Below are 26321 nucleotides of genomic sequence, written 5' to 3'. Positions count from 1 at the left end.
TTCAAACCACCTTCGGATCCCCGGCCGCAACCGAAAGCGCAAACCTGGATGCCAGGAGGCAATCCGCCGGGCTGACCCGATTCGCAAACTCCACCGATCCGAGCCGCAATCCGCCCGAAAAGAATATGAGATGGCGGTCGCGCCGGATTGCCGAGAAATCTTCTTGCCGGCCCTGCACTTTCCGGACGGACATCCGGCCATCGCCAAACTCTTGGGTGACTTGGCCGAGCAGCCCTCCCTTCATGCCTACAAAGGAGGCGTTGGCTCGCCGGTCGTCTATCGAGGCCAACGCGATGGCCTCGGCATCCCCGCCCACGACAACCGCCGTCCGCGACCCATGGTCGAATGTAGTGACGGAACTCAATCGTCCCATTCGGTTGAAGCAGGCAACCGCCTTGAACCCCATGTCGGCCGTGAGCAGGGTCGCGTCGCAATAACCAAGGGGATCCAAGATCTTTCCGTACTCGCGCCACTCGACTCCTGTGTCGAGCGGTTGGCCAGATGGGTCGATCAAGTCTTTGGCTTGGGGAACCAGCCAGTTTCCAACCGAATGCCAGGTTGCCAGGTCTGCCGGAGAGGACTGGCTGCGGATTGCCAGCCGGTATGCCGCGTGTTCGTCTCTGATGTGCTGTGGGTCCATGTTCTTTTCCCTTTGCACTAGGAGAGCCGACCGGAAAACCGGTCAGGGGAAAATATTATTGGAGCCGGTTTGCGGTGGTTTGCGGTTTGAGCAAAGTCCTAAGCGGACTCCCTGTGGCATCCCGGTTGAACGTTTCGTATTGAGGTCGCTGCATATCGGAGATCCCCTCCTCGTCAAACTCTTTAAGGATCGCCTTCATGACCGCACCCAAACTGGCCGAGGGGTTCTGTCGGACAGTTTCGGCAAAGACCCAGGTGAAAATCCCACGGGCCGGGAGTTTTCCGTTTTCGTCCTCGACTTCCACTGAACTCTGGTTTTCGCCAGATGCCTCGAGCATAAGTCCGTAGCCCTTGCCGTTTGCCGTCAATTGCTGCTTTGGCAGGGCCTTGGGGTGCGATTCGCCCCCGATCGCTCTGCGTGTCGGGCGCCGAGCACTGTTCTTTTCGGTCATCAAGCGGTTGGAGAACCGGACTCCTTGCCCTCGGAAGAACCCTTCAAACGGCCCACGGGAAAGCCCGCCCGAAAAACACGAATCGAAGATGAACACCACGTTCACCCCGGCGTTGTTGAATGCCTCCCGTAACCCGCGGATGTCGTCATCCACGACAAACCGCCCTCCCGAAAGGACGATCCCCTCATCAAGCCCATCGGGCTCCGCTGCGTTCTTCAACTGAATCCCGTGACCCGAGAAGTAGAAAAAGAAGGTGTCCCCTGGCTTGACCTTGGAGACGACCCACTTCAAATCGGCGATCAACGTGTCGGCCGTCGCATTGGAATTGAGTCTCAGCCGGGTGTTGGAGCCCGGTACCCCGTAGTCGCGGGTGATGAGTTTGCGCATGTCGTCGGTGTCGTTTGGGGGGCCGTGCAGGGCGTTCACCACCGTTTCGCCGGCGGCATTCACAAAGTTCGGGTAGTTCCCGACCCCATAGATCAGCGCATAGGTTGTGCTTGCGGCCGCTGGGGCGGGAACCGCCTTTGCCGGAGTTGCGGCACTGCGCGACAAGATTGCGAACGAGAGGAGAGTCGTGAGTGTCATGGTGAAATTAGCTTCTATTGTCTGGTCAGGGTCAACGGGATCCGCCCGTCGGGGAGAACGTGATATCGGGTGCCGATTTGCCCAAGGCGGCCCGCGTGCGGTCAAACTCGTGGCGGACTCCGTGATTGGCGTAAACGATGAGCCGGTCGATGGGGTTTGACGCGCCGGCGAGCTCGCGTTCATATTCGGTTCGCTCGGCGTCGTCCATGATCCGGATTCTAAACTCGCTGCTTACGATCTGCCCGTTGTCGGCCTCGCCCTGGATCCGAACCGTATAGAGGCCGGGGGCAAGCCCGGCCTGGAACTTCCCGGAGTCAACTGCGGCATCGATGGACTGTGGACCGCGGACCGATACCGAAACCTTATGGACGTCATCGGGGGCTTGGAACTCTAGGGAAAACACGGATCCCTCCAATGTCGTGTCCGTCGGGGTCGAGATGGCGAATTCATCCGAACCCCTGGCAATTCCGGGGGGTGAGACTTTGACCCAGTTCTCGCCAGCGGTGATCGCCCCATTGGCCAGCGCCGCAACGGCCGACTGGCTCAGTTCGGCCATTGCATAGGTTTTGCCGCCCATTTCGATGATTGAAGACCCGCCGAGCTGGGCCACCTCTTTTGGTCGGGATGCCAAGTTGACGGCCGCCAATGCGGCCAAGGCACACGCCGCCGCCCCAAACGCGAACGTGGCGGCCTTCCAAGGGTTGCGGGCGATGGGGGCCGCCGCCTGGGCTTCCGGGATCAGCTGCAATTCGCCCTGCAAAACCCGGACCTCTTCGTCTATTTGGGGATCCAAAGCGCGGGCGGCTTCGATCAGCTGGTTCGTTTCGTGATCCGCCCGGCCATGGGCATAATCCTCCAATTGCTCGGCCGTGAATTCCATCGGGATGTCCCCTGCCGGGGGGTCGAGGGCCCGGAGAAAGGCCAACGCATCCGATTTGCCGAGGGGTTTTTTAGGTGTATCCATACAAGTTAAGGTCTCGCCCCGAGGTTTTCAATCCTCCGTAGCTTGTTCCGGGCCTCTTTGAGCCTCGAAGTCACCAGGCCAGGGGAGATGCCCAGCAAATTCCCGACAAAAGCCGCATTCATGCCTGTCACCCCGGGTCCTTGGCGGACGAGCAGGATCTGATCCAACCAGGCTCGGACCTGATCTTCCGTAACATCCAACAGTTCCGCCAGGCTGCCAATTGATTCCTGATCGGAGGCGATGGCGAATTCGGCGGGGCAGCCGGACTGCCCTTCGGGCACGCTGAGATACAAAACACGGAGTTCGTCAATGTTCAGACGTCCGAACCCGCGTTTCACCATCTCGTATTCGGCCCTCAAGATCGCGAGTGCATCGGCAGAGAGCCCGCCTTGGATCCCTTCCTGGCCGGGCGACTCGGCGTCCGCAGAAACCGTCTTCGGCAGTTCGATGCCAGGAAAGGCGGCCGCAAGCAACCCGACAAGCGTGGGGATGGCCATGCACCCGCCGGCCTCGGCCAGCACAGAACAAACCAGGTTTTCGCTGGGGACGGGGTCGCCCGGGAAGGCGCTGGCAAGAGTTTCTGGTTTGCCGATCCAACCGGCCAAGACGGGACTGAACCGCCCCGGCTTCGGCAATCCGGAGGGGAAACTTTGGGAAGCAAAAACCAAGCCAGGCGATTTGCCTTCCGGTGGCGTGGATTCGATCCGAGGGCTGGCGGCCACGATTTCCCGGAGCTTTTTATCCACCGACGAATAGTTCGGGGAGAATTTCCGGTAAGCCTTGATGCGGGCATAGGCGCACCGTGTCCGGATGAAGGCATCCATGTTTGAAATCGGCTTTGGCTTGGGGTCAGGCGCATCCTTCTCATCCCAAAACCGCATCCGGTGAACCGGCACCCAACAGCTATAGGTTGCTTCCTTCATAGCGAACTCACCTTTTTCGCTATTGTTGAACCCGCTCTGACTCAGCTTCTCGATCAACGCAAAGTGGAGCCGGTAGAAAATGTCGCCCAATTCTTCGGATCGGCGCAAATAGCGCCGGTCAAGGTCTCCGAACATGCCGGCCCGGATCCGCAACGGCGGGGCGTACCGTCCATCGACCTGATCCAGTGAAAACCACATAGGTAGCCAACCCCTGTTCGAACAATATCATATGCGGGAACCCGTCTGCAATGCGGGGCGTGCGATTCGCGCGCTCCCTGCCTGCGACAAACAACTTGAAGAATGCAAAAGCAAGTTGGGTGCGCAGGAGCTTGCCGGCCATCAAACCCTTTGGCTCTGATCAGAAACCGGTTGGGCTAACCTTGGCGGTTCCAAGGCTAGCCGGTGTCCTTAGTTTTAGAACTTGAACGGTTTGCCGCCGAGGGCCTTTGCGGTATTTGCCCCGGGCACCCCGCGGGCAGGCCGATCTCCGGTCAGTATTCGATGACACGCTGGTTGGGCTGCAACCGCTGACGGAGTTGAAGTCGATCCGGCTCCAACTCGATTCCGTCCCAGGAATTGTAATCCTCGCCAACCGAGAGCACCTTGTCCTACTGGTGCGGAACCTGCTTGAAAACGCCTTTCGGCATTGCCCCGAAGGAACCAACGTCTCTGTCTCCGTCAGCCACTCGGGGGCTGGCCCGGAGCTGGTCATCCAGAACGCCATCCATCAAGGGGACGGGCCGGCTGGCAACGGCCTTGGCCTGCGGATCTGCCGAGAAGTGGCCCGGGCAAACGGATGGGAGCTCACCACTTGTGAGGAACCGGAAGGGTATTCCGCCACAGTTAGGTTTTTGTAGAGGCCTTCCAAAATCTAGCCTCGCTTGCAAGGTAATGCGATTGGCGGCCCCGGATGGGGCCGAAACTCTTGACCTAACTTTTGGACAAAGGCGAAGAGCGTGGAATCCACCTCGCTGAACCCACGGTCGTATATGGAAGTCTTTCAAAACCTGTGGGTGATAGCAGACCACTAGAGGAGAGAAGCAGGTCATTCTCGGTGGTGATTCCTTATCCGTTGTTAGTTTCTCGGCGAACCGCTCTTAGATGAACGGGACACTAAAAGGAGATGAGCGGCACTCTGACAGCATGTCAGGCGATGCCTCATCTACCGTCTTGCGAACAAAAACGCCATCTCTCGCCCATGGCCAAATTTCACGGCCATTGAAATCCAAAGCCAAGCGAATGCCTCCAGCCATCGAGCCTGGGTGAGGGGCCCGGCGTCCTCGGGCGAAAAGCCGATCGCAGCCGCTGCCTCAATAACGAGACGCTTTGATTCGGCATCGTCGCCGGCGACCAGCATCGTTGCCGACTTCCCGCCAAATTTTGGATTCTCCATGACATTGAATCCGACAGTGTTAAAGGCCTTGACCACGTGCGAATCTGGTAAAAGTCGCGCCACCCGCTCGCCCCACGAATGCTCATCGCCCCAATCGAGGCCATCAAAGCCCGGTGCTATCGGGTTTGTGGCATCCACCACAATTTTTCCTTGCCACCCCTCGCCCCTAAAGAACTCCGCTGTGATTGCGGTTGCGGGCACGCTCAGAACAATCATGTCGGCCCATTGCGCCACCACCTCCACCGATTGCTCATCGCCTTGGACTGGAGACTTCACGCCGTACATCACTTGATAGCCCGCTTCGGCAAAGCGACCCCCCAAGGTATTGCCAACGTTGCCTCTGCCAATGACGCCGATCTTCACTTTGTCGCCTCCAGCAAAATGTCGGCAAGCGCTTTGGGTTGCGCAAGCATTGGCAAGTGACCGGTGGGCAACGAGCGTTGTTTGCAAGGGGTTGCTTCAAGCATCTGCGCTTGCATGGAAGGACTGATTACCCGATCCAGCTCGGTTCGCACATACCAACGAGGGACGCCCGCATAGGCATCACCCAACTGTATGGGCGTGCCAAGAGGAGCAACTGGCTCGGCTCGCCACTGGGCCAAAAACGGCTCGGCGACCAAAGGGTCAACATCGTGGAAGAACAGCGGGGAACGGCTTGGTTCGTCCAAATCCAACGTGCTCCAGTCGGGTGCCGGGCGCATCGCCGGGCCGACACCAGAGTCAGCATCGGATTGTGCGAGTTCATTCAGCGTCTGTCCGCTCTTCAACAGGTAAGCCGCAACATAGATGAGCGATTGGATCCTTTTGGGTGCAAGCTCTGCGACTTGGCTGATCACGGTACCAGCCATGCTGTGCCCGACAAGCACAGACGGGCTCGTCAACGCGGCGCGCACCGCATCCGTATAGCTCGCAAAGGTGAGTGCGCTCAGCGGAGTTTCATCATGTCCATGTCCAGGCAGGTTGACTGCCACCGTCTCGCAACCCTGCGCTTCGAGCAGCGAGCGGACAGGAGCCCAGCATTTCTCGTTCATCCAAGAACCGTGCACGAAGATAAATCTCATCATCATGTCATTCCCCCAACGCGCGGATGACCATGCGCGCTGTTTCGGCACCGGAAAAATTCTGCTGGCCGGTGACGAGATTGCCGTCACGCACCGCAAACGACCGCCACAAGCCAACCTGCACGTAGTTCGCGCCAAGGTTTTTCAGGACATCTTCGATTCGCCAAGGCATAACGTGCTTGTCCCGCGGAAGCAGGCCGTATTCCCACACCGCGTTGTCGGCGAAGTCTTCTTCCACGTTGGCGAATCCGGTTACCGTCTTGCCTTTGACCAAGAGTTCGCCGTTCGACAATCGCGCGTATCGCAGAATCGCTGTTCCGTGGCACAGGGCACAGGTGACCTTGCCCGATTCGTAAAACTCGGCAAATTTCATATGCAGGCCGGTCGCGGACTCGAAAGTGAACATTGGGGCTTGCCCGCCCGCCACAACGATCGCGTCAAACCGGTTCACGTCGATTTCGTCGACCGGACGCGTTTTTTCCACGAGTGCCGACAGCGTTGGAGTTGCGATGAATCCCATGGAGATGAGGTCCGTCGCCGAGTAGCCGCTTGCATCGCGCGGGTCGCTCATCGCATCTGCTTCGCATTTGCCCCCGGTCACGCTGAACACTTCCACCTCGTACCCTTGCTCGGTGAACTCATAGTAAGGGTGGGTTAATTCGCTCCACCAAAAGCCCACCGGCCAACCTGTGGTCGTGGAGACCGCAGGATTCGAGATGACAATGGCAATGCGCTTGGGGCGTAGCTTGGAAACTGCGTTTGGATCACGAAGTGACATACGCCCACATTGACATAGTAGGGTATTATTCTGTCTATAGTTACCTAGAGGTTACCATGAGAAACACTCAGGAAAATACCCAGCTCGGGGCACAAAAGGCCCTCGCCGTCGTGAGTGACCACTGGTTTGTTGTGGTTGTGCATGCACTCATGAACGGTAAGCAACGCTTCTCGGGTTTGCAGCGCGCTATCCCCAATGTTTCGAAGAAAGTACTCACTCAAACATTGCGCCGGATGGAGCGCGACGGCTTTGTGCGGCGGACAGTTTTTCCAGTCGTTCCACCTCATACTGAGTATGAGCTCACCAATCTGGGGCAGAGCGTTGTGCCGCCACTGCAAATGCTATGTCGTTGGGCACTCGAAAATTTTGAAAATGTGGAGCAACATCGGATCAGTTACGATGATCGAATCGCGGCCAAAAGCGATCATTAAGTTTGAACTAACCGGCTGATGTCGAAGATAGCGTCTCGAACAGAGATTCTTGGCGGCCCCGGAGGGAATCGAACCCCCGACGCCCTCCTTAGGACTGACATTTTTCAGGTTCAATGAACCTAAGTCGATGTCCGCGTTTGAACCTGAGCGTCCACAGTTTTCCACCGCGTTGGAGAGACCTTGGAGAGACAAGATATGAGCTCAATTTCGGCAATGTGGTCTGAATATGCGCTTGACTAATCTGCCAAACTCATTCCATGTCTGAGCAAGTCGAAGCACCGTCACGCCGGGAAGTCTTCTTGAGCAGCACGTTGCTGGGAGGCCTTACGGATGAACAGGTCGGGGAGCTTGTGGTGAACTCTCGGATGGCACATGCCGAGAAGGGCGAGACGATTTGGCTTAGCGGTAGCAGTGTCTCTTTTTTTGGCGTCGTTGGTACTGGTTTCATCAAGATGACCACAGTGGGGCCAAGCCATCAGGAGATCACGACCGAAATCATGGGTCCAGGTCACGTGTTCGGTTTGTTAGGGGCCATCGATGGCACAGGGTGCCCGCAGTCAGCCAAAGCGATCACCGGAACCTGGTATCTCAAAGTGCCGAAGGCAGGCTTTTTACCGGTCTATGAGAAGAACGTCGTTTTGAAAGAACAGGTTTTCAAGCGCACTACGCACCGGCTAAGACAGTCATTCGACCTCATCGCCCACCTTTCAGTAGGGACAGTTGAGCAACGCGTCGCGGCGGTGCTTCTCGTACTCACGCGGTCGTTTGGGCGTGAACTCCCCGAGGGGCTTTTGTTGGACGTTCCTCTCACGAGGCAAGAAATCGCTGAGCTCGCTGGTACGACCGTGGAGTCCACGATCCGTATCATTAGCCGCTGGCAGAAGCAAGAGTGGATTGAAACCCAAGCGCGCCACATTCTTGTGAAAGACCTGGAAAAACTGCTTCAGGCCGTACGGTAGGTTCAGAATTTCCAACCGAGCATGAAGTAGCCGAAGGTCTGATTTCCCGATCTGCCTCCGCCGATGGACTTCACAAATCGGCCTGGAAGAAAGACTCCAGCGCCAGTACTCATGGTGAAGCCATTGGCCAACGTCGACGAGTAGTCTAGACTGATTTCCTGCCCAATATCGCGACCTGCGTTCCCGGTTGGGTCTCTATAGAGCGTTGCGCCGAAGGCATTAATCGCTCCGCCTACTCCATACCAAGCGTCACGCTTGTCGTAAAGCTGCAACCACGTGTAACTGAGCCGGAGCGACGAATCGGCACTTGGTTTGAACTTCAGTCCCGCGGTCGCAGAGATAATGTTCTCCCATCCTGTCGTGTCCATCAATCCGAGCCGATCATGCCCGGTGGGATAAAGCTGATCAAAAGTGGAGTTGACCCGGTTGCTACTGCCGCCGCTGGCGATGTTGACATCGCCGTACGCCTCCACCTTTGGCGCGATATCCATTCCGAACCTTCCATTCGCCGCCCAAGCCTGCACACTTTTCCCGTCCTGATGACCCGCCTGGAAGCCGATTTGATAGCTTAAGGTCGATTGCGCATTCGGCTTCAACGTTCCCTCATTCGAAAGCGTATACCGAGTCTGAGCTACCCCCTTTGCATCATCAACTTTGATGATGAATGCCGTCGTGTTGGACGCCATCTTGAAGGTGACTCCCGACAAAACTAAGTTCTTCGAGGGAGTTGGCAATACGCCGGCACGCATCAGGAAGAAGGTCCAAGTCCGGTCCTCAACTTTTAGGCCTTCGAACGCGTTGGCGATATTGTTCCAATCGAGTTCGCCGATGAGCCTTCGATTGCCCAACCCGAAACGTTGCCGCCCTAGTGTGTAGGTGGTCGCTCCATTCTTGAAGCTGACGTTGGCTTCAAGGAGATCGCTTCGGATCGCAATACCGTTGCCGGCGGGGAACCAGTTGAGTGAGCTCGCGTGTTGGTACACGATTCTGCCCGTGACACCGTCTTTGCTCAATTGCAGACCGACTCGTCCTCTGAGCAACAGGTTGCTTCGATTATCACGCCGGTCAGGTTGAAAGTCCGCGTCGATACGCCGCTCATACCGGGCTCGAAACTCCAGTATTGGCTGAATTTGAATGTCGCGACTGTCGAAGTTGTCCAAAGGGATCGGCATAAGTTAATCTTTGCTGACTGCTTCTTGGATTCCTATGATATTGGTCATATGTGGAGTGATGGGAAGAGCGAGCCACCCGGCTTTATGATGGATATCATGGTGGGCGGTTGCTCTGCGTGCAACCATAGTGGTTGTGAGTGAGCGGCAGTTCTACATAGACCCAAGCCGGTGCATCGGTTGCAACGCCTGCGTTCAGGCGTGCGCCGAGTGCGACACCCACCCGGGCGTTTCGATGATCCACTTGGAGCAAGTACAGCGCGCCGATACCGTTCAGACGACGCCGATCATCTGCATGCATTGCGACGAGCCCGCCTGCGCGATGGTGTGCCCAGCGGATGCCATCAAAAAGACGCCCGATGGAGTGGTTCAAAGCTCGCTCAAGCCGCGCTGTATCGGGTGCACGAATTGCCTGTTCGCTTGCCCATTCGGAGTGCCCAAGTACGACGTTGAGGTGGACCAGATGATGAAGTGCGACATGTGCTACGACCGCACTTCCATCGGACTCAAACCCATGTGCGCTACCGTATGCCCATCCGGTGCTTTGTTCTACGGGACGCCCGAAGAACTCGCCGCCGAACGCTCAGGAACCCCGATCAACGAGTTTATATTTGGCAATAAGAAGATTACTACCAAGGTTCACCTGATGATGCCCCGAGGAACAAAACAACTCACGGTTAAACCTGATGCGGTCGTTCGTCGATCTGACCTTTTGACCGCCGTGCGACAAGTGGAGCGATAATCTAACATGAACGACAAGCTGAAAGAAGATTTTCCGATTGAGTGGGAAGACGACCACTTTGTGACCCGCCGTGAGTTCTTCAAGTTTCTCACGTTAGCCAGTGGTGGTGTAGCGGTTGGCACGGCGGCACTGGCGGCTTACGCCCAAATTCCGAGGGAGGAAATCAAGTTTGAGGCCGCAAAGATATGCTCGACTGAAGATTTGAAGCCCGGTTCCGCCCTGGCTTTCAGCTACCCACGACCAGGTGATCTGTGCATTCTCGTCAGGAAGCAGGACGGCGAATTCGTCGCCTTCAAACGGCGGTGCACTCACCTTTCTTGCCCCGTGGAGTACGAAGTCAAGAACGAGCGTGAGCTCCTTTACTGCCCATGCCACAACGGTGCTTTTTCCTTGGAAGACGGTAGCGTGGTTCAAGGTCCGCCGCCGCACCCCCTTCCCCAAGTTAAGATCGAAGTTCGTGGTAGCGAGATTTGGGCGACTGGTGCAATCAAAGGTGACCACTAGTGAACACGCCGCAATTCCATCGCCGTCGCCAAAAAGCAGTCGTCTTCGTCGGGTTTTTGCTGTTTGCGTTGATCTTGTTTCTCATCCAGCTGTGGCTGTTTGTGATGGTGCTCGAAAACATCCTAGCCGGAAAGACCGTGATGGTGATTCAAGCCTCGGCATTCAGCTTCTTGCTTCTCGGCATCAATATTTGGATGTTCGCCGGAGTAAATCGGCTGATGAAGATGCAGTAATCGTCAGTACTTTGATTGAAGGCGAGCGAGCCGTCGCTGCACGATTTCGGCCCGGCTTGGGCAGGTCTCCCACCGGCGATGCTCCATTTTGAGAGCTTCCTGAGCCAAGTTAGCCTCCTCATCGGGGGTGATGCGGGATTCAATCGCTGGAAACAACACCCGCTCTTCCCAGCGAATGTGATCTTCGAGAGCTTTCCCCAAGGCCAGGCAAGAGCTCGGTAGCTCCTCAATAAGCTGTTCGATCAGGCGGTGTTCCTCGTGCATCCGTGCGGAGTCTTCACCGGCCAGCGGGCCGAGGAGTCGCTCCTCTTCGGCAAAGTGGTCGGCAAGCTCCCCCTCCCAAGCCTCGCGAGCTAGTGCGGGAGCGGCCGGACGCTCCTCTTTAAGCGTCCGAGCGAGGTGCAGGCCGTCATTGTGATCCCGAGAGAATGGTTCCAGCGCAAAGGCCCGTTTCATTGCGGCGGCTCAGACTTCTCGATCTTCACACAGGCCCGTTTGTATTCAGGGATGCCACTGACGGGATCGTAGGAGCGGATGGTGAGGTTATTTGCCGCCTTACGCCCCGGCCAGTGGTACGGGATAAAGATGGTATCCGGGCGAATCGTGGTGACCACTTTAGCCTGAAGGACGACTTCGCCCCGCCGACTAGTTACGCGCATCCAGTCCTTGTCGGCGATGCCGTATTTTGCGGCCAACGTCGGGTGAATCTCCACGTAGGGATCGGAACAGAGATCGACCAACGCCCCGATCCGTCGGGTTTGGGTTCCGCTCAGATAGTGCGACACAACGCGCCCGGTCGTCAGAACCACGGGATACTCGTCATCCGGTTCTTCCAGCGGCGGCCGATAAGTGACGGCGTTGAAGTGCGCTTTGCCGTCGGAGGTCTTGAACTTCAGGTCCTCCCACAGGCGAGGGGTGCCTGGGTGGCCAATTTCGGGGCAGGGCCAAAAGACGCCCAGCTCGTTCTCGATGCGTTCATAGGTGATGCCGAAGTAATCGGCCGTGCCACCCTTACTGGCCACTCGCAGCTCATTGAAGATGTCCTCCGACGTCTTGAAGTGGTCGAAGAACTTGCTTCGTCCGAGTCGCAGCGCGAGTTCCAGAATGATGTCGGTGTCGGCTTTCGCATTTCCGGGGGGGTTCACCGCCTTCTTGATCCGAATCACCCGGCCTTCGGCGCTGGTGCTGGTTCCATCCTCCTCTTCATGAAGCGATCCCGCCATTACGATGTCGGCGTGGTGAGCAGTCTCGTTCAAAAAGAAGTCTATAGCCGTGTAGTGATCCAGTTTGTTGAGGGCTTCGCGCGTAAAGTTGGAATCAGGCAAGGAGACCAGCGGATTAAAGCAAATGGAGATGAGGGCTTTGATCTCTCCGGCATGGATCATTTCCATGATCTCGGGCGCGGTGTAACCCTTGCCGGGGAGTTCTTCATCGGTGCAGCCCCATACCGAGCAGATGTACTCACGGTGGGCAGGGTTCGAGATATCCCGGTTGCCGGGGAGTTGGTCGCATTTGTGGCCGTGTTCGCGCCCTCCTTGACCATTGCCTTGGCCTGTGATAGTTGCGTATCCGCAGCCTTTGCGCCCGATCCGTCCGGTGGCAAGAACGAGGTTGATGCAGCTAACCACATTGTCCACGCCTTTGGAACTGTGCTCGATCCCTCGGGCGTGCATCAGGAAGCTGGTCTTCGCTTCGCCCCACATTTTTCCGGCTCGAACAATGTCTTCGACCTTAATTCCGCTAATGCGGCTGGACTCCTCTAGTGGGAGCGCAAGGGCCGCCGCCTTGGTTTCTTCCCAGCCCGAAGTGTGTTCGGCGATGAACGCTTCGTTCGTCAGGCCTTCTTCAATGAGAACCCGCAGGATGCCCAACAGCAGCGCCGAATCCGTCCCCGGGAGCACCGGGAGGTGTAGATCGCAGGTGCGGGCGATGGGCGTCACGCGGGGATCGATCACGATCAGTTTCGCGCCGCGATCCCGGGCTCGCCAAATGTAGTCGGTCGTGATGGGGGAACACTCGGCGACGTTCGTTCCGGCAAGGAGAATCACTTCGGCGTGAACGATGTCTTCCCAACTGTTTGAGGCACGGTCAAGCCCGAACGCCTTCTTGTTTCCGGCTCCGGCGCTGACCATGCACAAACGCCCGTTGTAGTCGAGGTTGGCGGTCTGCAATCCGAGTCGTGCGAATTTTCCAATCAGATAACTCTTTTCATTGGTGAGAGAAACGCCGGAGAGAAAGGCTACGGAGTCATTGCCGTATTTAGCCTGAACGTCCTGGATAGCCTTGATGGTGGTGCTGAACGCTTCCTCCCAAGAGATCGAGATGAATCCTTGGCCCGGCACGTTTTTCATCGGGTTGAGCAGTCGATCAGGGTGGCCTCCTTGTAGGTATCGCTTGACGCCCTTAGGGCAGAGTTTGCCCTTGTTAAACGGAAATTCTTCCCAAGGTTCGAATCCGATGACTTGGTCTTTTTTGACCTTTAACTGGATCCCGCATTGCATACCGCAGAAGCAACAGTGCGTCTTCACCAGCTTGTCGGGATCATCCCTGCCCACCCAACCGCCGGGAGGCGTGTAGGCGGGGTGCGGACCGAATTCTTCGATCAGCTTCTCGATTGAGACAGGGGGCTTAGCCATATCTGAAGTTTAGTCTCGCTGGGGTGTTGCCGCTATGACAAGCGTCATAGCCCCAATCCCTTCTGGAGCAGCTTGCCCACGGCAAGTAGCAAAACCAATCCCAGCGCTCGCCGAAGGGCAAGACTTGATACTCGATGGGCTCCGAGGAAGCTGCCACCGATTGCTCCAAGAATGCCAACGGTGATCAGCGGCCAGAGGCTCAGGCTTTCTCGAAGGAGATCAAAGGGTCGAGCCGAGAGACCGGCCAACGAGTTCGCGAAAATGAACCCCGTCGAGAGGGCTGCCACTTTGTGCGGCTGCGCCCACCGATTCAGGATCATCAGCGGAGACAAAAAAATCCCTCCGCCGACCCCGACAAGCCCGCTCAAGAAACCAATGCCAGCCCCGGACCCCATGAGGATAGGGCGAACAGGTAGTTGGCTCTCGCCGTCTTTCGCGGGGACGCTGAAGATCAGCACTCCGGCGGCGTAAAGAAGCACCACGGCAAGAACGAGATCTTGGGTTCGATTCTCAAACTTGAGGCGACCCCCCAAGAAGGCAAAGGGAACCGAACCCAGCAAGAGCGGCCACGCGAGATTCCAATCAAAATGCTTCGCTCGACCAAAAACCACCAGGGTGATGCCCGCGACAACGACATTGAGAACGAGCGCTGTAGTGGCCCCAACCGCGCTTGGAATCGCGGTGAATGCAAGCAGAGCCAAGTATCCAGAGGCTCCGCCATGGCCGACCATACTGTAGCCAAGGGCCACGGCGAAGACCCCTATAAAGAGCCAAGGCTCAATCACGTTCAAAATACTCGACTCCTCCTTGGAGCGAGAAGACGTCGCGAACACCCCGTGCCCTGAGGTCGGCGACTAGGCGGTAACTACGCCTTCCGGAGGCGCAAACGAACAAAGTAGGTCGTTGCCATTCGACCTCGTAGCATTCCGCCATGAGCACTCTATGATGGGGCCGTGTGAGCTCTGGAGTTTCACCTGGGACCCGAATATCCACCAGATCGAAGTTTTCAAGATTGATCGAGGCCGCGTCAACATCCCAAATGATGCCCACGGAACTGCGTTCACCGGAGGACGTGCGACGGATCGTGGTTGCTTCTAAGGTGCGGAAATCAAACAAGAGCAACTTGTCGTCCAAGACCGGTAATCCAAGGATGCCTTTGATGACTTCGTTTGCTTGTAGAACCCCCATCAGCGAGGGCACAACGCCAAGCACTCCGGATTGGGCGCAGGTTCCAACGCAATGGTCGGGAGGAGGTTCCGGAAACAGATCGGCTAGGCACGGTCCTCCGGGCCGAATCGACATCAGTTGGCCCTCAAACTGGTGGACGCTGGCGGTGACCAGGGGGCGACCGAGGCTCTGGCAAACTCGGTCGAGCAGGAGCTTGGTGCTCAAGGAATCGGTTCCGTCCACGATCCAGTCGTAACTGGAGACGAGTTGTTCGGCATTGGCTTCGGCGAGGTGCACGGGAAACGTCTGAACCGACAGTTGGGGCCGGAGACGACGCGCGAATACCGCGGCCCGCTCGACCTTCATGCGTCCGATATCGGAGGCGGCAAACAGGGTTTGGCGATGAATATTCGAAAGTTCAACCAGATCGGGGTCCACCAGGCCGAGCGTCCCAATCCCTGATCCCACCAGGGAAGGAAGACATCCCGCCGCCAGACCCCCAACCCCGACCAGCAGCACCCTCGCTCCAGCGAGTGCGGTCTGACCCTCAGCTCCGACCTCGGGAAGCCGCATTTGTCGGGCAAACATTGCATCGTCCAAGGGGCTAGTCGTGGCCTGACCGGGGACAACCCACTCGACGACCCCGCTAGCGTATGTTTCTCGTTTCCATATGGGGACCCGCCATTTGAGCTGATCCATGATCCACTCGCAGGCTTCAAACGCCTCTCGCCGATGGGCAGAGGCCGTTTGAACCACTACTGCAGTATCTCCGATGGCGAGTTTGCCGACCCTGTGAATAACCCTCGCCTCCAGAAGTTCAAAGCGATCAATGGCCTCTCGAACAAGCGCCTCACCCTGGGAGAGGGCCATCTCGGGGAAAGCCTCGTATTCCAGCGCCACCACGTCTTGACCGTCGGCGTGATTTCGGACCTTGCCCTCAAAAACTACAAACCCGCCCGCTGAATCATGGGCCATCGGCTCAGGAGCTATTGGCGTATCGCTTAGTGAGAACTTCATCCGCCTGCCACCGGAGGAATTAAAACAAGCTCGCAACCTTCTCGCAATGGGTTAGCCGGATCGACGAACTCACTGTCGATGGCGACGCGAATCAGCGCTGGGGGGAGCCCGAGTCGGTGCTCGGCGATCAGCGACTCCACGAGCTCGCCAACCGTCTCGCAACGCGTCGCTACCTGTTCAACCGCGAGCTCACGTCGTTCTCTTAGGACGGCGAAATAGCGGATCGTGACGGTCTTCATGAATTCCGGCTCCACGGAAAAGGAAGGAAATCAATAAGATCCCCCTGGGCTAATGCACTCGCTTCAGGGCTAACCCGTACAAGCCCTTCGCATTCCAGAAGACCAAAGTTCGCGTGTGAACCCACAATATTTTGGATGGTAACTTCTCCGCTCGGCAGTCGTTTAGCAGGCAGAAACTCCTCTCGGCCGGGTTTGCGGTCAAAGTTGCAGGCAACCGGCCTCGGTTCACCGGGTGATTCGTCACCCAGCCAAGTGCTGACAAACACGAGGTAACCAACCCATGTCGATAAAGGATTGCCAGGTAACCCGAACCAAGATTTCCCATCGTCACGCACTCCGAAGGCGATGGGCTTGCCCGGCTTCACGGCGACGCCGTGGAACTTCACTTGGAAATCCATCTCTTCTATCGCCGAATGAACAAGATCGTAAGCCCCGACCGAAATCCCGCCGGTCGTAATCAAAAGATCACTACTCTTCATCGATTCCCGGATTTGGTAGCACAGTTCTGCACCAGAGTCTTTGGCATGCCTGAATTCTGCGCGGATGCCTCTCAGGGCCAAAACTGAAGAGAGGGCGGTCGCATTAGAGTTGAAGATCTGGCCGAATTGAAGCGCCTGTCCTGGGGGCACAACTTCATTTCCGGTACTCAGGACAGTGACCCTCGGCAGACTGCGCACCTCAATGACTTCTAGTCCGCAACTCGCAAACGCGGCTAGGTGGGGTGGTGTTATGGTCGCTCCCCGTTGTGCAACGAGGTAACCCGCCGGAGCCTCTTCAGCCTGACACCGGATATGTCCGCCTTTTCGAACCGTTCCCACCAGCAAGCCTTCTAGCACGGTGGCATCCTCTTGCGGAATGATGCCGTAGGTCCGACTCGGGACTGGGGCCCCCGTGAAGATGCGTGCGGCTTCGCAAGGCTGAAGTATCACCGGAGTTGAGGCCCCCGCTGTAATCTCACCTATGATCTCCCAGGGCCCCTCCGGACTGCCGACCGCGAATCCGTCCATCGCAGAGTTATCAAACAGCGGGAAATCAAGCGGGGACACGATATCCTGAGCTAGAACTCTCCCCAGTGCGCGACCCAACTCTACTCGCTCTTTGGGTGGGTTTTGTCGATGTTCGCGAATGATGGAGAGCGCTTCCTCGACCGAAATCATGGGTGGCCCTCCCCAGCGAGCATCGAATGAACATGCAAGAGGCTCGGCATAAGACAAGCCATGGCATCCTCGCAAGCTCCCGGACTGCCCGGAACGACCAGCACAACGGTCTGTCCGATGATCCCGGCTAAGGGCCGGGCCAGCATGGCGGTTGGTAGCCGTGAGTGGCTGTAAGATTGGTATGCCGCGACCACACCGGGGAGGCTTTTTTCGAGGAGCGGCTCGACTGTATCGGGGGTGATATCACGCGGGCCAACTCCCGTGCCCCCTGTGATGATGAGGATCGAGACACCACTTTCAGAGGCGGTGCGAACCTCGTTGGCCAACGAATCCGATTCATCTGGCAAGACCATGATGGAGACTGAGCCTGCACCGTGAGCATCGAGCGCCCTTTCAAGAATCGGGCCGCTTCGGTCTTCGTACTCGCCGCGATGTGCTCGATCTGACATCACTAGGACTTGCGCGCTCCAGCCGTTTCGTTTGGGCAAGTCGCTCTTCCCGCCCGTCTTTGAGAGCAGGCGAACGCCGACGATTTCCATGTCGTCGTCGATCATTTTCAGCATGTCGTAGAGGGTGAGCACCGCGGCAGCAGCCCCAGTCATGGCCTCCATTTCGACCCCGGTCTTGGCGACGGAAACAACGAAGACCTCGACCGCGATCCGGTCTTCTAGGAACTCAAAGTCAACCCGCACATGCTCAATCGGGATGTTGTGGCAGTAAGGAATCCACTCGGTTGTCTTCTTCGTCGCCTGAATTGCTGCCACTTTGGCGACGGGAACCGGGTCCCCCTTGGGCGTGTCGCCATTCTGGACCCGGCGGATCGTCTCCGCGCTCGCCGTGAGTTCAGCGCGAGCGAACGCCGTTCGCTTGGTCGTGTTCTTAAAGGAAACGTCTCTCATCCGCCGATTTGCACCATGGTTAAGTTATCTCGTTGAGCCCAGTTTCGCATCGGTGGATGGGCGCTCCACTTGCCATCGAGGCATTGTCTCACGGCGGTCTCCAGTTCTTCGTCTGAAGCTCCTTTTCGAATCAAGTCCCGCAACGAGACGCTTGGCGGTAAGAAAAGGCACGATTTGAGTTGGCCGTCTGCCGTCAGGCGGAGCCGATTGCAGCCTGAGCAAAAACTCTCGGTGACGCTTGAGACGAAGGCGACTCGCCCATCAGAGCCGTCGATTGCGTACTCTCGTGCAACATCCGAATCCCCAGGGGCCAAGGGTCGAAGAGCAAATCGGTCCAAGAGCCGGGTCCGAATCTCTGTCGAGGAGACGACCCGCTCTGCGCTCCAACTGTTGTCCAGAAATGGCATGAACTCAATGAATCGCACAGTAAGGCTGTGCTTGCAGGCAAACTCGCCGAAGTGGATGATCTCATCCTCATTGACCCCGGGAAGGACCACCACGTTGATCTTCGTCTCAAGCCCCGCCGCTTGAGCGGTCTCAATTCCCCTAAGAACCCTAGGCAACTCGTTGCGCCGCGTGATCTCAACGAAGCGATCTGGGCGGAGGGTATCAAGACTCACGTTGACACTTGTCAACCCCACCGCCTTGAGCGCAGCCGCGTCTTGGGCCAAGCGGGTTCCATTGGTTGTGAGAGCAAGCTGTTTTAGGCCCGGGATGGCGGCAATTGCTTCTATGAGGTTAAGGTAGCCCTTACGGAGGGTTGGTTCGCCGCCGGTAAGCCGAATCTTCCGCACGCCACGCTCAACGAAAAACCGAGCCAACCGCTCAATCTCCTCAAAGCTCAAAATTTCTGCGCGCGGTTGCCAGGCCACGCCTTCTTCGGGCATGCAGTAGACGCAACGAAAGTTGCATCGATCCGTGATCGACACCCGCAGGTAGCCGTGGAATCGACCAAACCGGTCTGTCAGCAGGTCCGCATGGGTCACGGCTGAATTGTGCCGTAAGCCGCCGCATAGAACCATGATATCCATCATAAACCTCGCCGAGAGTGCAGGCCATAACTGAGTCATGCCAGATCGAGCCCTTGCCAACCGCATGCTCATTCTCAACACGATCGCCTTCACTGTGTGCTTTGCCGTCTGGACGATGTACGGTGTGCTGGGGGCTTTTTTGGCCGATAAGCAGGTCTTCCCAATATCTAAAGAACAACTCGGTTGGCTCCTAGGTGTCCCCATTCTCACGGGGTCGATCATGCGGTTGCCGGTCGGGCTACTCACGGACCGTTTTGGGGGCAAGCCGGTCTACATCGGCGTGATGCTACTTGCGACCGCCGGAGTTGCATCAGTGAGCTTCGCAACTACGTTCGCCCATCTTGTGATCTCGGGACTCATTTTCGGAATGAGCGGAGCAGCTTTCGCAGTTGGGATCGCCTACACGTCCGTGTTCTTTCCCAAGGAAAAACAAGGGACCGCACTCGGAATCTTCGGCGTTGGAAACGCAGGCTCGGCGCTGACCACGCTGCTGGCTCCGCTCACACTGCAAATGCTCACTCAGGAGGGCAACCAATTGGAAGGGTGGCGAACCTTGCCCCTGATTTATGCGGCATGCCTATTTGGGATGACGATCCTGTTTGCGCTCTTAACGAAGAACAGGGTCACAGAAGGAGCGAGCCAAAAGACGATCCGCACCATGCTTGCCCCTCTCAAGTCCGTTCGAGTTTGGCGATTTGGCGCTTACTACTTTTTGGTGTTTGGGGCGTTCGTCGCACTGGCTCAGTGGCTCGTACCTTACTATCTCAGCGTCTATGGAATGAGCCTCGCCATGGCGGGTCTCATGGCGAGCATTTTTAGCCTTCCGAGCGGTTTGGTTCGTGCGCTCGGAGGGTGGATGAGCGATAGATTTGGAGCCCGGGCCACGATGTACTGGGTGCTGGCAAGTTGCGTGGTTTTGTTCGCACTCGTAATCGCGCCACGCATGGATATCATGTCCCCAGGGGAAGGAGTTCTGGCTGAACGAGCCGGAACCGTGACTCAGGTCGGTCAAGATCGGGTTCAAATCGATGACAAGTCGTATGCTCTCAAGACTGCTCGGGGCTCGACGCAGACCCTGTCGAGCAAGGGTTCGAGTCTTTCAGAGGGTACGATCATCCTCCCCCGAAGTCGGTCGTGGCAAGAGCCGATAGTGGAAGTGGGCCAAAAGGTGAAGAAGCGCGAGTTGCTCGCCCGTGGTGTGACTCACGTCTATTTTCAGGCCAATGTGTGGGTGTTTACTGCGATCGTTTTCTTGGCGGGAATCATGATGGGGATCGGTAAGGCCGCCGTGTATCGCCACATTCCCGACTATTTTCCGAATGACGTCGGCGTCGTGGGTGGAATCGTTGGAGTCATCGGCGGACTCGGCGGATTTGTGTGCCCCATTCTCTTTGGCTATCTGCTGAAACTGACCGGACTCTGGACCTCTTGCTGGCTGCTCCTCGCACTCATTAGCATTGTTTGCCTTGTTTGGATGCACGTCACGATCCTTAAGATGGCAAAGCGAGCTCCGGCTACGGAATAGACCGTCGTTCTAGCGCGCTCAACAAACCCGCTTGGAATCTGAGATTCTATGACAGGCATCATAGCGCGTCTTTTGCGGGTCATCGAAAATGAGGAAAGGCAACGAGTCCGACTCATGAATACACCAACCGACGCGCCGAACGCTCAAGAATGGCAACCCAATGACCCTTCCTTTTGGGAGTCAACCGCGAAGACGGTCGCATGGCGGACGCTGTGGATCACCACGTTCTGCCTTCTCCTCAGCTTCTCCACCTGGTTCATGGTGAGCGCTCTAGTCGTGAAGCTCTCCGGCATCGGCTTCAAGTTTGCACCGCACGAACTGTTCTGGCTGACCGCCATGCCTGGCCTCGCGGCTGGGACCTTGCGCATCGTCCACACTTTTCTCATCCCCATTTTTGGAACGCGCAAGACCGTGAGTGTATCGACGCTTCTCTTGGCGATCCCCTGCGTGGGTTGGGGGTTTGCGGTCATGAACCCCCAGACTCCGCTCTCGACCTTTTTGGTTTTGGCCTTTCTCGCCGGTTTGGGTGGGGGCAACTTCAGTTCATTTATGCCGAGCACATCGTTGTTCTTCCCAAAATCCAAGTTGGGGACGGCGCTCGGGATTCAAGCGGGGATCGGCAACTTTGGCGTGAGCATTGCCCAATTTCTTATCCCCGCCATCATTGGGATCGCCCTTCTGGGAAGTTCGCAAACTCTGACGAACCCCAAAACCGGGGCGACCAGCAACATCTATCTTCAGAACGGTGCGTTGATTTGGGTGCCGCTTGTGCTCTTGGGTGCGGTGGTCGCTTGGTTTGGTCTTCGGGACGTGCCGGTTCAGGCAAGCTTCAAGGAGCAACTCGATATCTTCAAGGAAAAGCACACGTGGGTCATGACGTCACTCTACGTCATGACCTTCGGGTCGTTTAGTGGCCTAGCAGCTGCATTTCCGCTAATGATCAAGCAACTCTACGGTGGATTCGATGGCGCACCTGATCCGTTGGCCTTTGCGTTTTTGGGGCCGCTGGTTGGTGCTGGAGTCCGCGCTGCCGCAGGGCCAGTCGCAGACAAAGTTGGAGGGGCAAAGGTGACGATAGTCAGCGGGATCGGAATGCTGGCATGCAGTATCGCGATTCTGCCCTTTGCGAATCCAAGCTCAATGGCCAGTTGGAGCGGCTTCCTATGGCTCATGCTCGGCATCTTCTTCTTTAGCGGCATTGGAAATGCGAGCACGTTCAAACAAATCCCCATGATTTTCCCGCCGCGCCAGGCTGGGGGCGTCATCGGATGGACTTCCGCGATTGCGGCCTATGGGCCGTTCGCTTTCAGCCTGACTCTCGGCGCGGTGCTCGGATCGGGCCGCAATGCGGCCCCGTTCTTCATGGGCCTTGCCATTTTCTACGTGATCAATATCGGCCTGAACTGGTGGTACTACTCCCGAAAAGGGGCTGAAATACCCTGCTAGCCCTCTAGCGGCCGCTCCCGGTATGACGCCCATCATGGTGGCCTTGGGCTAAGCCTTCGATAATAGGAAACATGATCAAAGATCGGTCCTCGTTGACTCTGCTTCCGATGCGTTCGACGATTCCCGTCGCCAAGTCGGGCACGGATCGCGCGGAAACCCAGGTGTACCGCCCCTTCTTTGTGAGCGGCATCATCACCGTGCTTACGGTGGGTTGTCTGCTCGGGGCGATTGCTTTAATGGGCATTGCTCGTCAAGGAAGCTATACGGCGTCTCTCTGGACCCCCTACGTCTTGGCCCATGCCAACTCGCAGCTCTTTGGGTGGGTCGGCTTTTTTGTCATGGGGTTTGCCATGCAACAGCACGGAACCACGCTCGCCAAGAGCGCGACGTTCCATAAGATCGCCTGGTGGGCTCTAGGCAGCATGGGAACCGGTATTGCGCTGCGATTCGTAGCCGAACCTCTCGCCCAGCAAGATGCCTCACGCTGGCTCTGGTTAGGGCTAGCCTCCGCAAGCCTACAGATTGTCGCCGTGGCGTTGTTTTTGTACAACATCGGCGCTAACCGATACCGGAAGGCGGAACCCCTCACGTGGCCGACGGCGTTTGTGTTCGCCTCCTTGGGGTGCTTGCTCCTGGTCTCCCTTGCCGAGCCAATTGCATTTGCGCTTAGTCACCAGCCGAGCCGAGAGGCGTCGATTGCTTTTGTCGCCCAATGGCTCACGCCCCTTCGGGAACTACAATTTTTGGGCTTCGTGGCGATGATGATATTTGGCGTCGCGGCGAGCAAGTTCCCCGGATGCCTTGGTTTCCGAGCCGCTGATTCAGGTTGGGGCCTTGCTGCATTCGGACTCTGGTCGAGTGGGCTGGTCGCCCGAGTGGTCGGTTGGAACGTGTATTTTCAGTCCGAACTTTTGCCGGGCACAGATTTGTGGTTTCGGCTCGGCGGCGTTCTGTTGGCTCTAGGGGCGGGGGCAATGACCCTTTCTTTGGGTGTCTTCAGCCTCGTGCGCCATGCCAATCCCTGTCAAAAGTTCATCCGCTCTGCATTTGCCTGGTTGCTAATTGCTGGCGCGCTTCTGATCTTGGAACCCCTGCATTTGCGGGCGATAGGCGCTCCGTTTTCGCACGCCTACACCGGTGCGATCCGCCATGCGGTCACGGTGGGATTCATTTCGCAAATGATCGTGGCGGTGGGCTACCACTTGGTCACGAAAATGCTGAAGCTGGATGAGCGAAAGGTTCCCGCTCTGTGGAGCGTCTTTATTCTGCTTAACGTGGGCAATGCGGCAAGGGTCGGATTGGAAATTATCACGGACTTGAATCGCTCTGCCTTCGCCCCGATGGGCTGGACCGGTTTCGTCGAATTGCTCGGTCTCGGCATTTGGGCTACGGTTATGCTTCGTTTCCTGTTTCGGAGGAACCCAACTTACTCCGCAACTTGCTGAAAATCACTCGGAGCGATTTTGGTGCAGCCAACGAGTTCAAGCGATTTGATAGCACACTCTCTACTTGTCAGGACGACTTGCAGAATCCAGCAAGGTCTTTAGTTCTAATGGTGTATTGACTCCTCTACACCAATCGGGCTGAACCCCAAGCCGGAGTAAGTCCGATTCGTTGACGATTTGCACGTCCAAAGCCTTCACCCAATCCATGATTCTGGGCGAATCAACATCGCATATTTTCTCCCAGGCAGAACGACGATAAACTCCGCACAAAGGTTGCAATCGACCGTTGATAGAGGGAATCGCTGCTTCTTTCTCGCCGAGACAGGATTTGAGAGCCCTCGCGACGGCCCCGTCAAAAAGGGGCACATCGCACGAAAGCACGAAGACAAGATGGCTGGTCGGGACGAATGCGCGAATTGCCGTGAGTGGCCCGAGCTCGATCTCATCATCAGGATGAAACCGGTATCCATCGACAGGGGCGCGACCCAAGATCGTGGGTTCCCAGCCTGCTTCCCGCAGAATTCGGGCTAACCGGACGGCAAGCGGCTCGCCTCCCATCGAAATCAAAGCCTTATTGAAGCCCATCCGGCGGCTTGCCCCTCCGGTCAACAAGACGGAAGACTGGTCAGCATGATCGATATCATAGTGCGCCCCCACCTGGCCTTCCATACTCTTGACTATGGCACGGTTGCCAAAACGGTATGTTCGGTTCTTTGAAGACTTTCCTGAGGTCGGGAAAGCCTACGAGACCTATGGGGAAGCAGTAGCAACCGCGGGCCCGCTCGACGAAAAGACCCGATGCCTCATGAAACTCGCGATGTCTTTCGGAGCCCGTCTCGAAGGGGGGGCAAAGAGCCATGCTCACAAGGCCCTCCAAGCTGGAGCGACCGTTGAGGAGTTGCGCCATGCTGCTTTGCTCGCCGCGCCGACGTTGGGATTCCCGCATATGATGGCTTGCCTAAGCTGGATTGACTCCGTACTCGAAGAGGATAAGTGATGACCAAAAGTCCCCCCAAAAATCCACTCCCCATCGCGATCACCGGTGGCTTGATTTGTTCACTCGGACTCCTAGTAGCAATCTACTTCGGTTCGGGCAAGCTCACGCGATTTGATTCGCCGCTGGCGGCTTATACAGCAGCGACCATTTTTGCCGCATTCGCGTTTGCCTACCGATATTTGATGTGGATTCAGCGACCAGCCACATGGCGGTACTTCGTTGCGTCATGGAAGCTCTTTGTGGAGCCCAAGAAGCTCGTTCGGAACATCTTCAAGCTTGTCGGCTTGCTCATCTACAACATAGTCCTCCAGAAGTTCATCGGAAAGCGAAGCACAACTCGGTGGCTCGCCCATATGGGCATGGCATGGGGTTGCTTGATCGCTTTTGCGATTACCTTTCCGTTGAGCTGGGGTTGGATTCAGTTTGGCGTCGCACCGGATGGATACAACTATCAGGTCGAATTCATGAGCATTCCTCAGTTTTCGTTCGACCCGAACAGCGTCGTTGGATGGCTCCTCTTTAACGGCCTCAACATCAGCGCTTTTCTCGTTCTCGGGGGGATAGGCCTTGCGATGCATCGGCGCGTTTTCCAGCACGGGGCCCATGCCGTCCAGTCCATTGAAAACGACTTGATTCCGCTCGTTTTGCTTTTCGCCGTTTCCATCACGGGGCTGATGATCACGGCTAGCTACAAGCTGATGGGTGGGGCCCACTTTAGCTTTATCTCGCTGCTGCACGCCTTCACGGTAATCATTCTGCTGCTTTGGATGCCGTTCGGAAAGCTGTTTCACGTGATTCAGCGTCCGGCTCAGCTTGGGGTTGCTTATTACAAGGAAGCCGGAATAGAAGGTCCCAAGGCAGTTTGCGTTCGCTCGGGAGACGAGTACCAGTCCAAGCTGCATCACGATGATCTGGTCGAGGTGATGAAGGAAGTCGGCGTGGACTTTGGCGACCATCAAGATCTTTCGCCTGCCGAGAAGCGCAAACTCATCGCCATCAACCAACTGGCAGCGATGGAAGATCGGTCGTTCGTTGGCTGAGAGATTAACGCCCTCTGTGGTGCGGAGGGTGTACTCCTCATTTTCGAACCTAAGTGCGTGAGTTCAAGGCAAGCAGGTCTCTCAAATCTGTTTGAGAGACCTAGGAGAGACCTGGGGCGAGACCCTCTAGCCATTCTCAATTAGCGAAATCGGTAAAGCTCAGTTCTAACCGCGACCACACGGCAACCTAAGCGGTTCGTCCATCAAAGCTGCGAAGTCTCAATGAGTTTAGGATGACCGAAACGCTGCTGAACGCCATCGCACCAGCTGCCAACATTGGGCTGAGAAGGCCCAGGGCCGCCAGGGGGATCATAACGACGTTGTAGACGAATGCCCAAAACAGGTTCCACTTGATTGTTGAAAGGGTAGCGCGTGCAAGGCGGATAGACTGCGCGACGCCGCGAAGATCTGATCGAAGAAGGGTTACTCCAGCGGTCTCCATTGCAACATCCGTCCCTTGGCCCATCGCTATACCAAGGTCAGCTTGGGCCAGGGCTGGCGCATCGTTGATTCCGTCTCCCACCATGCCCACGCGGCCTGCGACTTGGTATTTGCGGACGAATTCGGCTTTATCTTGAGGTAGCACCTGAGCTTCCACTCGCTCAACTCCTACTTGATTCGCAACGGCAGCAGCGGCCCTGAGGTTGTCCCCAGTCACCATGACTGGCTCCACACCAATTTGTTTCAGCAGCTGAATAGCCTCAGCACTATAATCTCCAACCACGTCGGAAACGGCGAGCACAGCGTGGTTCACGCCTGTCTGAAGAACAAAAACAGTCTTACCCATAGACTCAAGCTCTTCAAAGGTCTGGCGAACGTCTTCAGGGATCGTTGCCAACTCTGCGACCCATGAGAGTTTGCCGATTACTGCCATCTCCCCGGACAGGGT

At 56.9% G+C, this 26321-nt stretch carries 29 protein-coding genes; 11 read left to right on the top strand and 18 right to left on the bottom strand.

All coding sequences use genetic code 11. The annotated features are described in order from the left end of the window. Position 1: 1 nt before the first annotated feature. The 4 genes from JNM28_12990 to JNM28_12975 are packed head-to-tail and all read right to left on the bottom strand — an operon-like array spanning position 2 to position 3761. Complete coding sequence (locus tag JNM28_12990; protein MBL8069357.1) at positions 2 to 640, bottom strand: hypothetical protein; 639 nt, start codon at positions 638 to 640, stop codon at positions 2 to 4. A 55-nt stretch (positions 641 to 695) separates the two neighbouring features. Next, positions 696 to 1676, bottom strand: coding sequence for a caspase family protein (locus tag JNM28_12985; GenBank protein MBL8069356.1), 981 nt, complete (start codon positions 1674 to 1676; stop codon positions 696 to 698). A gap of 31 nt (positions 1677 to 1707) precedes the next feature. Further along, positions 1708 to 2640, bottom strand: coding sequence for a hypothetical protein (locus JNM28_12980; GenBank protein MBL8069355.1), 933 nt, complete (start codon positions 2638 to 2640; stop codon positions 1708 to 1710). 5 nt (positions 2641 to 2645) lie between these two features. Then, the gene (locus tag JNM28_12975; GenBank protein MBL8069354.1) at positions 2646 to 3761 is read right to left on the bottom strand and encodes a hypothetical protein; all 1116 of its coding nucleotides are present in this window, start codon (positions 3759 to 3761) and stop codon (positions 2646 to 2648) included. A gap of 257 nt (positions 3762 to 4018) precedes the next feature. Here JNM28_12975 and JNM28_12970 point away from each other — a divergent pair, with 257 nt between their 5' ends. Next, positions 4019 to 4420: a hypothetical protein gene (locus JNM28_12970; protein MBL8069353.1), complete on the top strand. Its 402-nt coding sequence runs from the start codon at positions 4019 to 4021 to the stop codon at positions 4418 to 4420. A 305-nt stretch (positions 4421 to 4725) separates the two neighbouring features. Here JNM28_12970 and JNM28_12965 read toward each other — a convergent pair whose 3' ends face one another. The 3 genes from JNM28_12965 to JNM28_12955 are packed head-to-tail and all read right to left on the bottom strand — an operon-like array spanning position 4726 to position 6795. Then, positions 4726 to 5319 carry an NAD(P)-binding domain-containing protein gene (locus JNM28_12965; protein ID MBL8069352.1) on the bottom strand — a complete coding sequence of 198 codons (594 nt, stop codon included), beginning with the start codon at positions 5317 to 5319 and terminating at the stop codon, positions 4726 to 4728. Further along, positions 5316 to 6023 (bottom strand): alpha/beta hydrolase, encoded by a 708-nt coding sequence (locus tag JNM28_12960; GenBank protein MBL8069351.1) that lies wholly within the window; start codon positions 6021 to 6023, stop codon positions 5316 to 5318. Before JNM28_12960 ends, JNM28_12965 begins: the two co-directional genes overlap by 4 nt. Before the next feature lies 1 nt (position 6024). Beyond that, entirely contained in the window at positions 6025 to 6795 is a 771-nt protein-coding gene (locus JNM28_12955) for a type 1 glutamine amidotransferase domain-containing protein (GenBank protein MBL8069350.1), read from the bottom strand. A gap of 110 nt (positions 6796 to 6905) precedes the next feature. Here JNM28_12955 and JNM28_12950 point away from each other — a divergent pair, with 110 nt between their 5' ends. Together JNM28_12950 and JNM28_12945 are read left to right on the top strand one after the other, a co-directional pair. Continuing rightward, positions 6906 to 7226: a helix-turn-helix transcriptional regulator gene (locus JNM28_12950; protein MBL8069349.1), complete on the top strand. Its 321-nt coding sequence runs from the start codon at positions 6906 to 6908 to the stop codon at positions 7224 to 7226. 257 nt (positions 7227 to 7483) lie between these two features. Next, positions 7484 to 8185 (top strand): Crp/Fnr family transcriptional regulator, encoded by a 702-nt coding sequence (locus JNM28_12945; protein ID MBL8069348.1) that lies wholly within the window; start codon positions 7484 to 7486, stop codon positions 8183 to 8185. A gap of 2 nt (positions 8186 to 8187) precedes the next feature. On the opposite strand, the gene JNM28_12940 is transcribed toward JNM28_12945, so the two are convergent. Continuing rightward, on the bottom strand, positions 8188 to 9345 hold the full coding sequence (locus JNM28_12940) for an alginate export family protein (protein ID MBL8069347.1): 1158 nt from the start codon (positions 9343 to 9345) through the stop codon (positions 8188 to 8190). Between the two features lie 145 nt (positions 9346 to 9490). Here JNM28_12940 and JNM28_12935 point away from each other — a divergent pair, with 145 nt between their 5' ends. The 3 genes from JNM28_12935 to JNM28_12925 are packed head-to-tail and all read left to right on the top strand — an operon-like array spanning position 9491 to position 10833. Then, a complete protein-coding gene (locus JNM28_12935; protein MBL8069346.1) occupies positions 9491 to 10096 on the top strand; it encodes a 4Fe-4S binding protein in 606 nt (201 codons plus the stop codon). A 6-nt stretch (positions 10097 to 10102) separates the two neighbouring features. Beyond that, complete coding sequence (locus JNM28_12930; protein MBL8069345.1) at positions 10103 to 10600, top strand: Rieske 2Fe-2S domain-containing protein; 498 nt, start codon at positions 10103 to 10105, stop codon at positions 10598 to 10600. Beyond that, positions 10600 to 10833, top strand: coding sequence for a hypothetical protein (locus tag JNM28_12925; protein ID MBL8069344.1), 234 nt, complete (start codon positions 10600 to 10602; stop codon positions 10831 to 10833). Before JNM28_12930 ends, JNM28_12925 begins: the two co-directional genes overlap by 1 nt. Positions 10834 to 10836: 3 nt before the next feature. Here JNM28_12925 and JNM28_12920 read toward each other — a convergent pair whose 3' ends face one another. The 8 genes from JNM28_12920 to moaA are packed head-to-tail and all read right to left on the bottom strand — an operon-like array spanning position 10837 to position 18970. Next, positions 10837 to 11289 (bottom strand): hypothetical protein, encoded by a 453-nt coding sequence (locus JNM28_12920; protein ID MBL8069343.1) that lies wholly within the window; start codon positions 11287 to 11289, stop codon positions 10837 to 10839. After that, a complete protein-coding gene (locus JNM28_12915) occupies positions 11286 to 13469 on the bottom strand; it encodes a molybdopterin oxidoreductase family protein (protein MBL8069342.1) in 2184 nt (727 codons plus the stop codon). The genes JNM28_12920 and JNM28_12915 overlap by 4 nt, the downstream gene beginning before the upstream one ends. A 44-nt stretch (positions 13470 to 13513) precedes the next feature. Then, positions 13514 to 14260 (bottom strand): sulfite exporter TauE/SafE family protein, encoded by a 747-nt coding sequence (locus JNM28_12910; GenBank protein ID MBL8069341.1) that lies wholly within the window; start codon positions 14258 to 14260, stop codon positions 13514 to 13516. Further along, a complete protein-coding gene (locus JNM28_12905; protein MBL8069340.1) occupies positions 14247 to 15611 on the bottom strand; it encodes a ThiF family adenylyltransferase in 1365 nt (454 codons plus the stop codon). The genes JNM28_12910 and JNM28_12905 overlap by 14 nt, the downstream gene beginning before the upstream one ends. A gap of 38 nt (positions 15612 to 15649) precedes the next feature. After that, a complete protein-coding gene (locus JNM28_12900; GenBank protein MBL8069339.1) occupies positions 15650 to 15892 on the bottom strand; it encodes a MoaD/ThiS family protein in 243 nt (80 codons plus the stop codon). Then, positions 15889 to 17049 (bottom strand): molybdopterin molybdotransferase MoeA, encoded by a 1161-nt coding sequence (locus JNM28_12895; GenBank protein MBL8069338.1) that lies wholly within the window; start codon positions 17047 to 17049, stop codon positions 15889 to 15891. The genes JNM28_12900 and JNM28_12895 overlap by 4 nt, the downstream gene beginning before the upstream one ends. Further along, on the bottom strand, positions 17046 to 17948 hold the full coding sequence (locus tag JNM28_12890) for a bifunctional molybdenum cofactor biosynthesis protein MoaC/MoaB (GenBank protein ID MBL8069337.1): 903 nt from the start codon (positions 17946 to 17948) through the stop codon (positions 17046 to 17048). The genes JNM28_12895 and JNM28_12890 overlap by 4 nt, the downstream gene beginning before the upstream one ends. Continuing rightward, positions 17945 to 18970, bottom strand: coding sequence for a GTP 3',8-cyclase MoaA (gene moaA / locus JNM28_12885; GenBank protein MBL8069336.1), 1026 nt, complete (start codon positions 18968 to 18970; stop codon positions 17945 to 17947). The genes JNM28_12890 and moaA overlap by 4 nt, the downstream gene beginning before the upstream one ends. Positions 18971 to 19016: 46 nt before the next feature. Here moaA and JNM28_12880 point away from each other — a divergent pair, with 46 nt between their 5' ends. The 3 genes from JNM28_12880 (at position 19017) to JNM28_12870 (ending at position 23395) form a co-directional block, all read left to right on the top strand. Beyond that, complete coding sequence (locus JNM28_12880; protein ID MBL8069335.1) at positions 19017 to 20504, top strand: MFS transporter; 1488 nt, start codon at positions 19017 to 19019, stop codon at positions 20502 to 20504. A gap of 114 nt (positions 20505 to 20618) precedes the next feature. Beyond that, positions 20619 to 21950 (top strand): NarK/NasA family nitrate transporter, encoded by a 1332-nt coding sequence (locus tag JNM28_12875; protein MBL8069334.1) that lies wholly within the window; start codon positions 20619 to 20621, stop codon positions 21948 to 21950. A gap of 71 nt (positions 21951 to 22021) precedes the next feature. Further along, positions 22022 to 23395, top strand: coding sequence for a hypothetical protein (locus JNM28_12870; protein MBL8069333.1), 1374 nt, complete (start codon positions 22022 to 22024; stop codon positions 23393 to 23395). Between the two features lie 60 nt (positions 23396 to 23455). Here JNM28_12870 and JNM28_12865 read toward each other — a convergent pair whose 3' ends face one another. Beyond that, positions 23456 to 24064, bottom strand: coding sequence for a molybdenum cofactor guanylyltransferase (locus JNM28_12865; GenBank protein MBL8069332.1), 609 nt, complete (start codon positions 24062 to 24064; stop codon positions 23456 to 23458). Between the two features lie 10 nt (positions 24065 to 24074). On the opposite strand from JNM28_12865, the gene JNM28_12860 reads away from it, so the two are divergent. Continuing rightward, entirely contained in the window at positions 24075 to 24392 is a 318-nt protein-coding gene (locus JNM28_12860; GenBank protein MBL8069331.1) for a carboxymuconolactone decarboxylase family protein, read from the top strand. Continuing rightward, entirely contained in the window at positions 24392 to 25432 is a 1041-nt protein-coding gene (locus JNM28_12855) for an MFS transporter (GenBank protein MBL8069330.1), read from the top strand. The genes JNM28_12860 and JNM28_12855 overlap by 1 nt, the downstream gene beginning before the upstream one ends. A 187-nt stretch (positions 25433 to 25619) precedes the next feature. Here the strand turns inward: JNM28_12855 and JNM28_12850 are convergent. Further along, positions 25620 to 26321: HAD-IC family P-type ATPase (locus JNM28_12850; GenBank protein MBL8069329.1), on the bottom strand; the 702-nt coding region annotated here is incomplete at its 5' end.

The organism is Armatimonadota bacterium (assembly GCA_016789105.1).
In the GTDB taxonomy this organism is placed as follows: Bacteria; Armatimonadota; Fimbriimonadia; order Fimbriimonadales; family Fimbriimonadaceae; genus UphvI-Ar2.
Note: the sequence above shows the minus strand (reverse complement) of the source record. Positions and strands in the feature narration are given on the sequence as shown.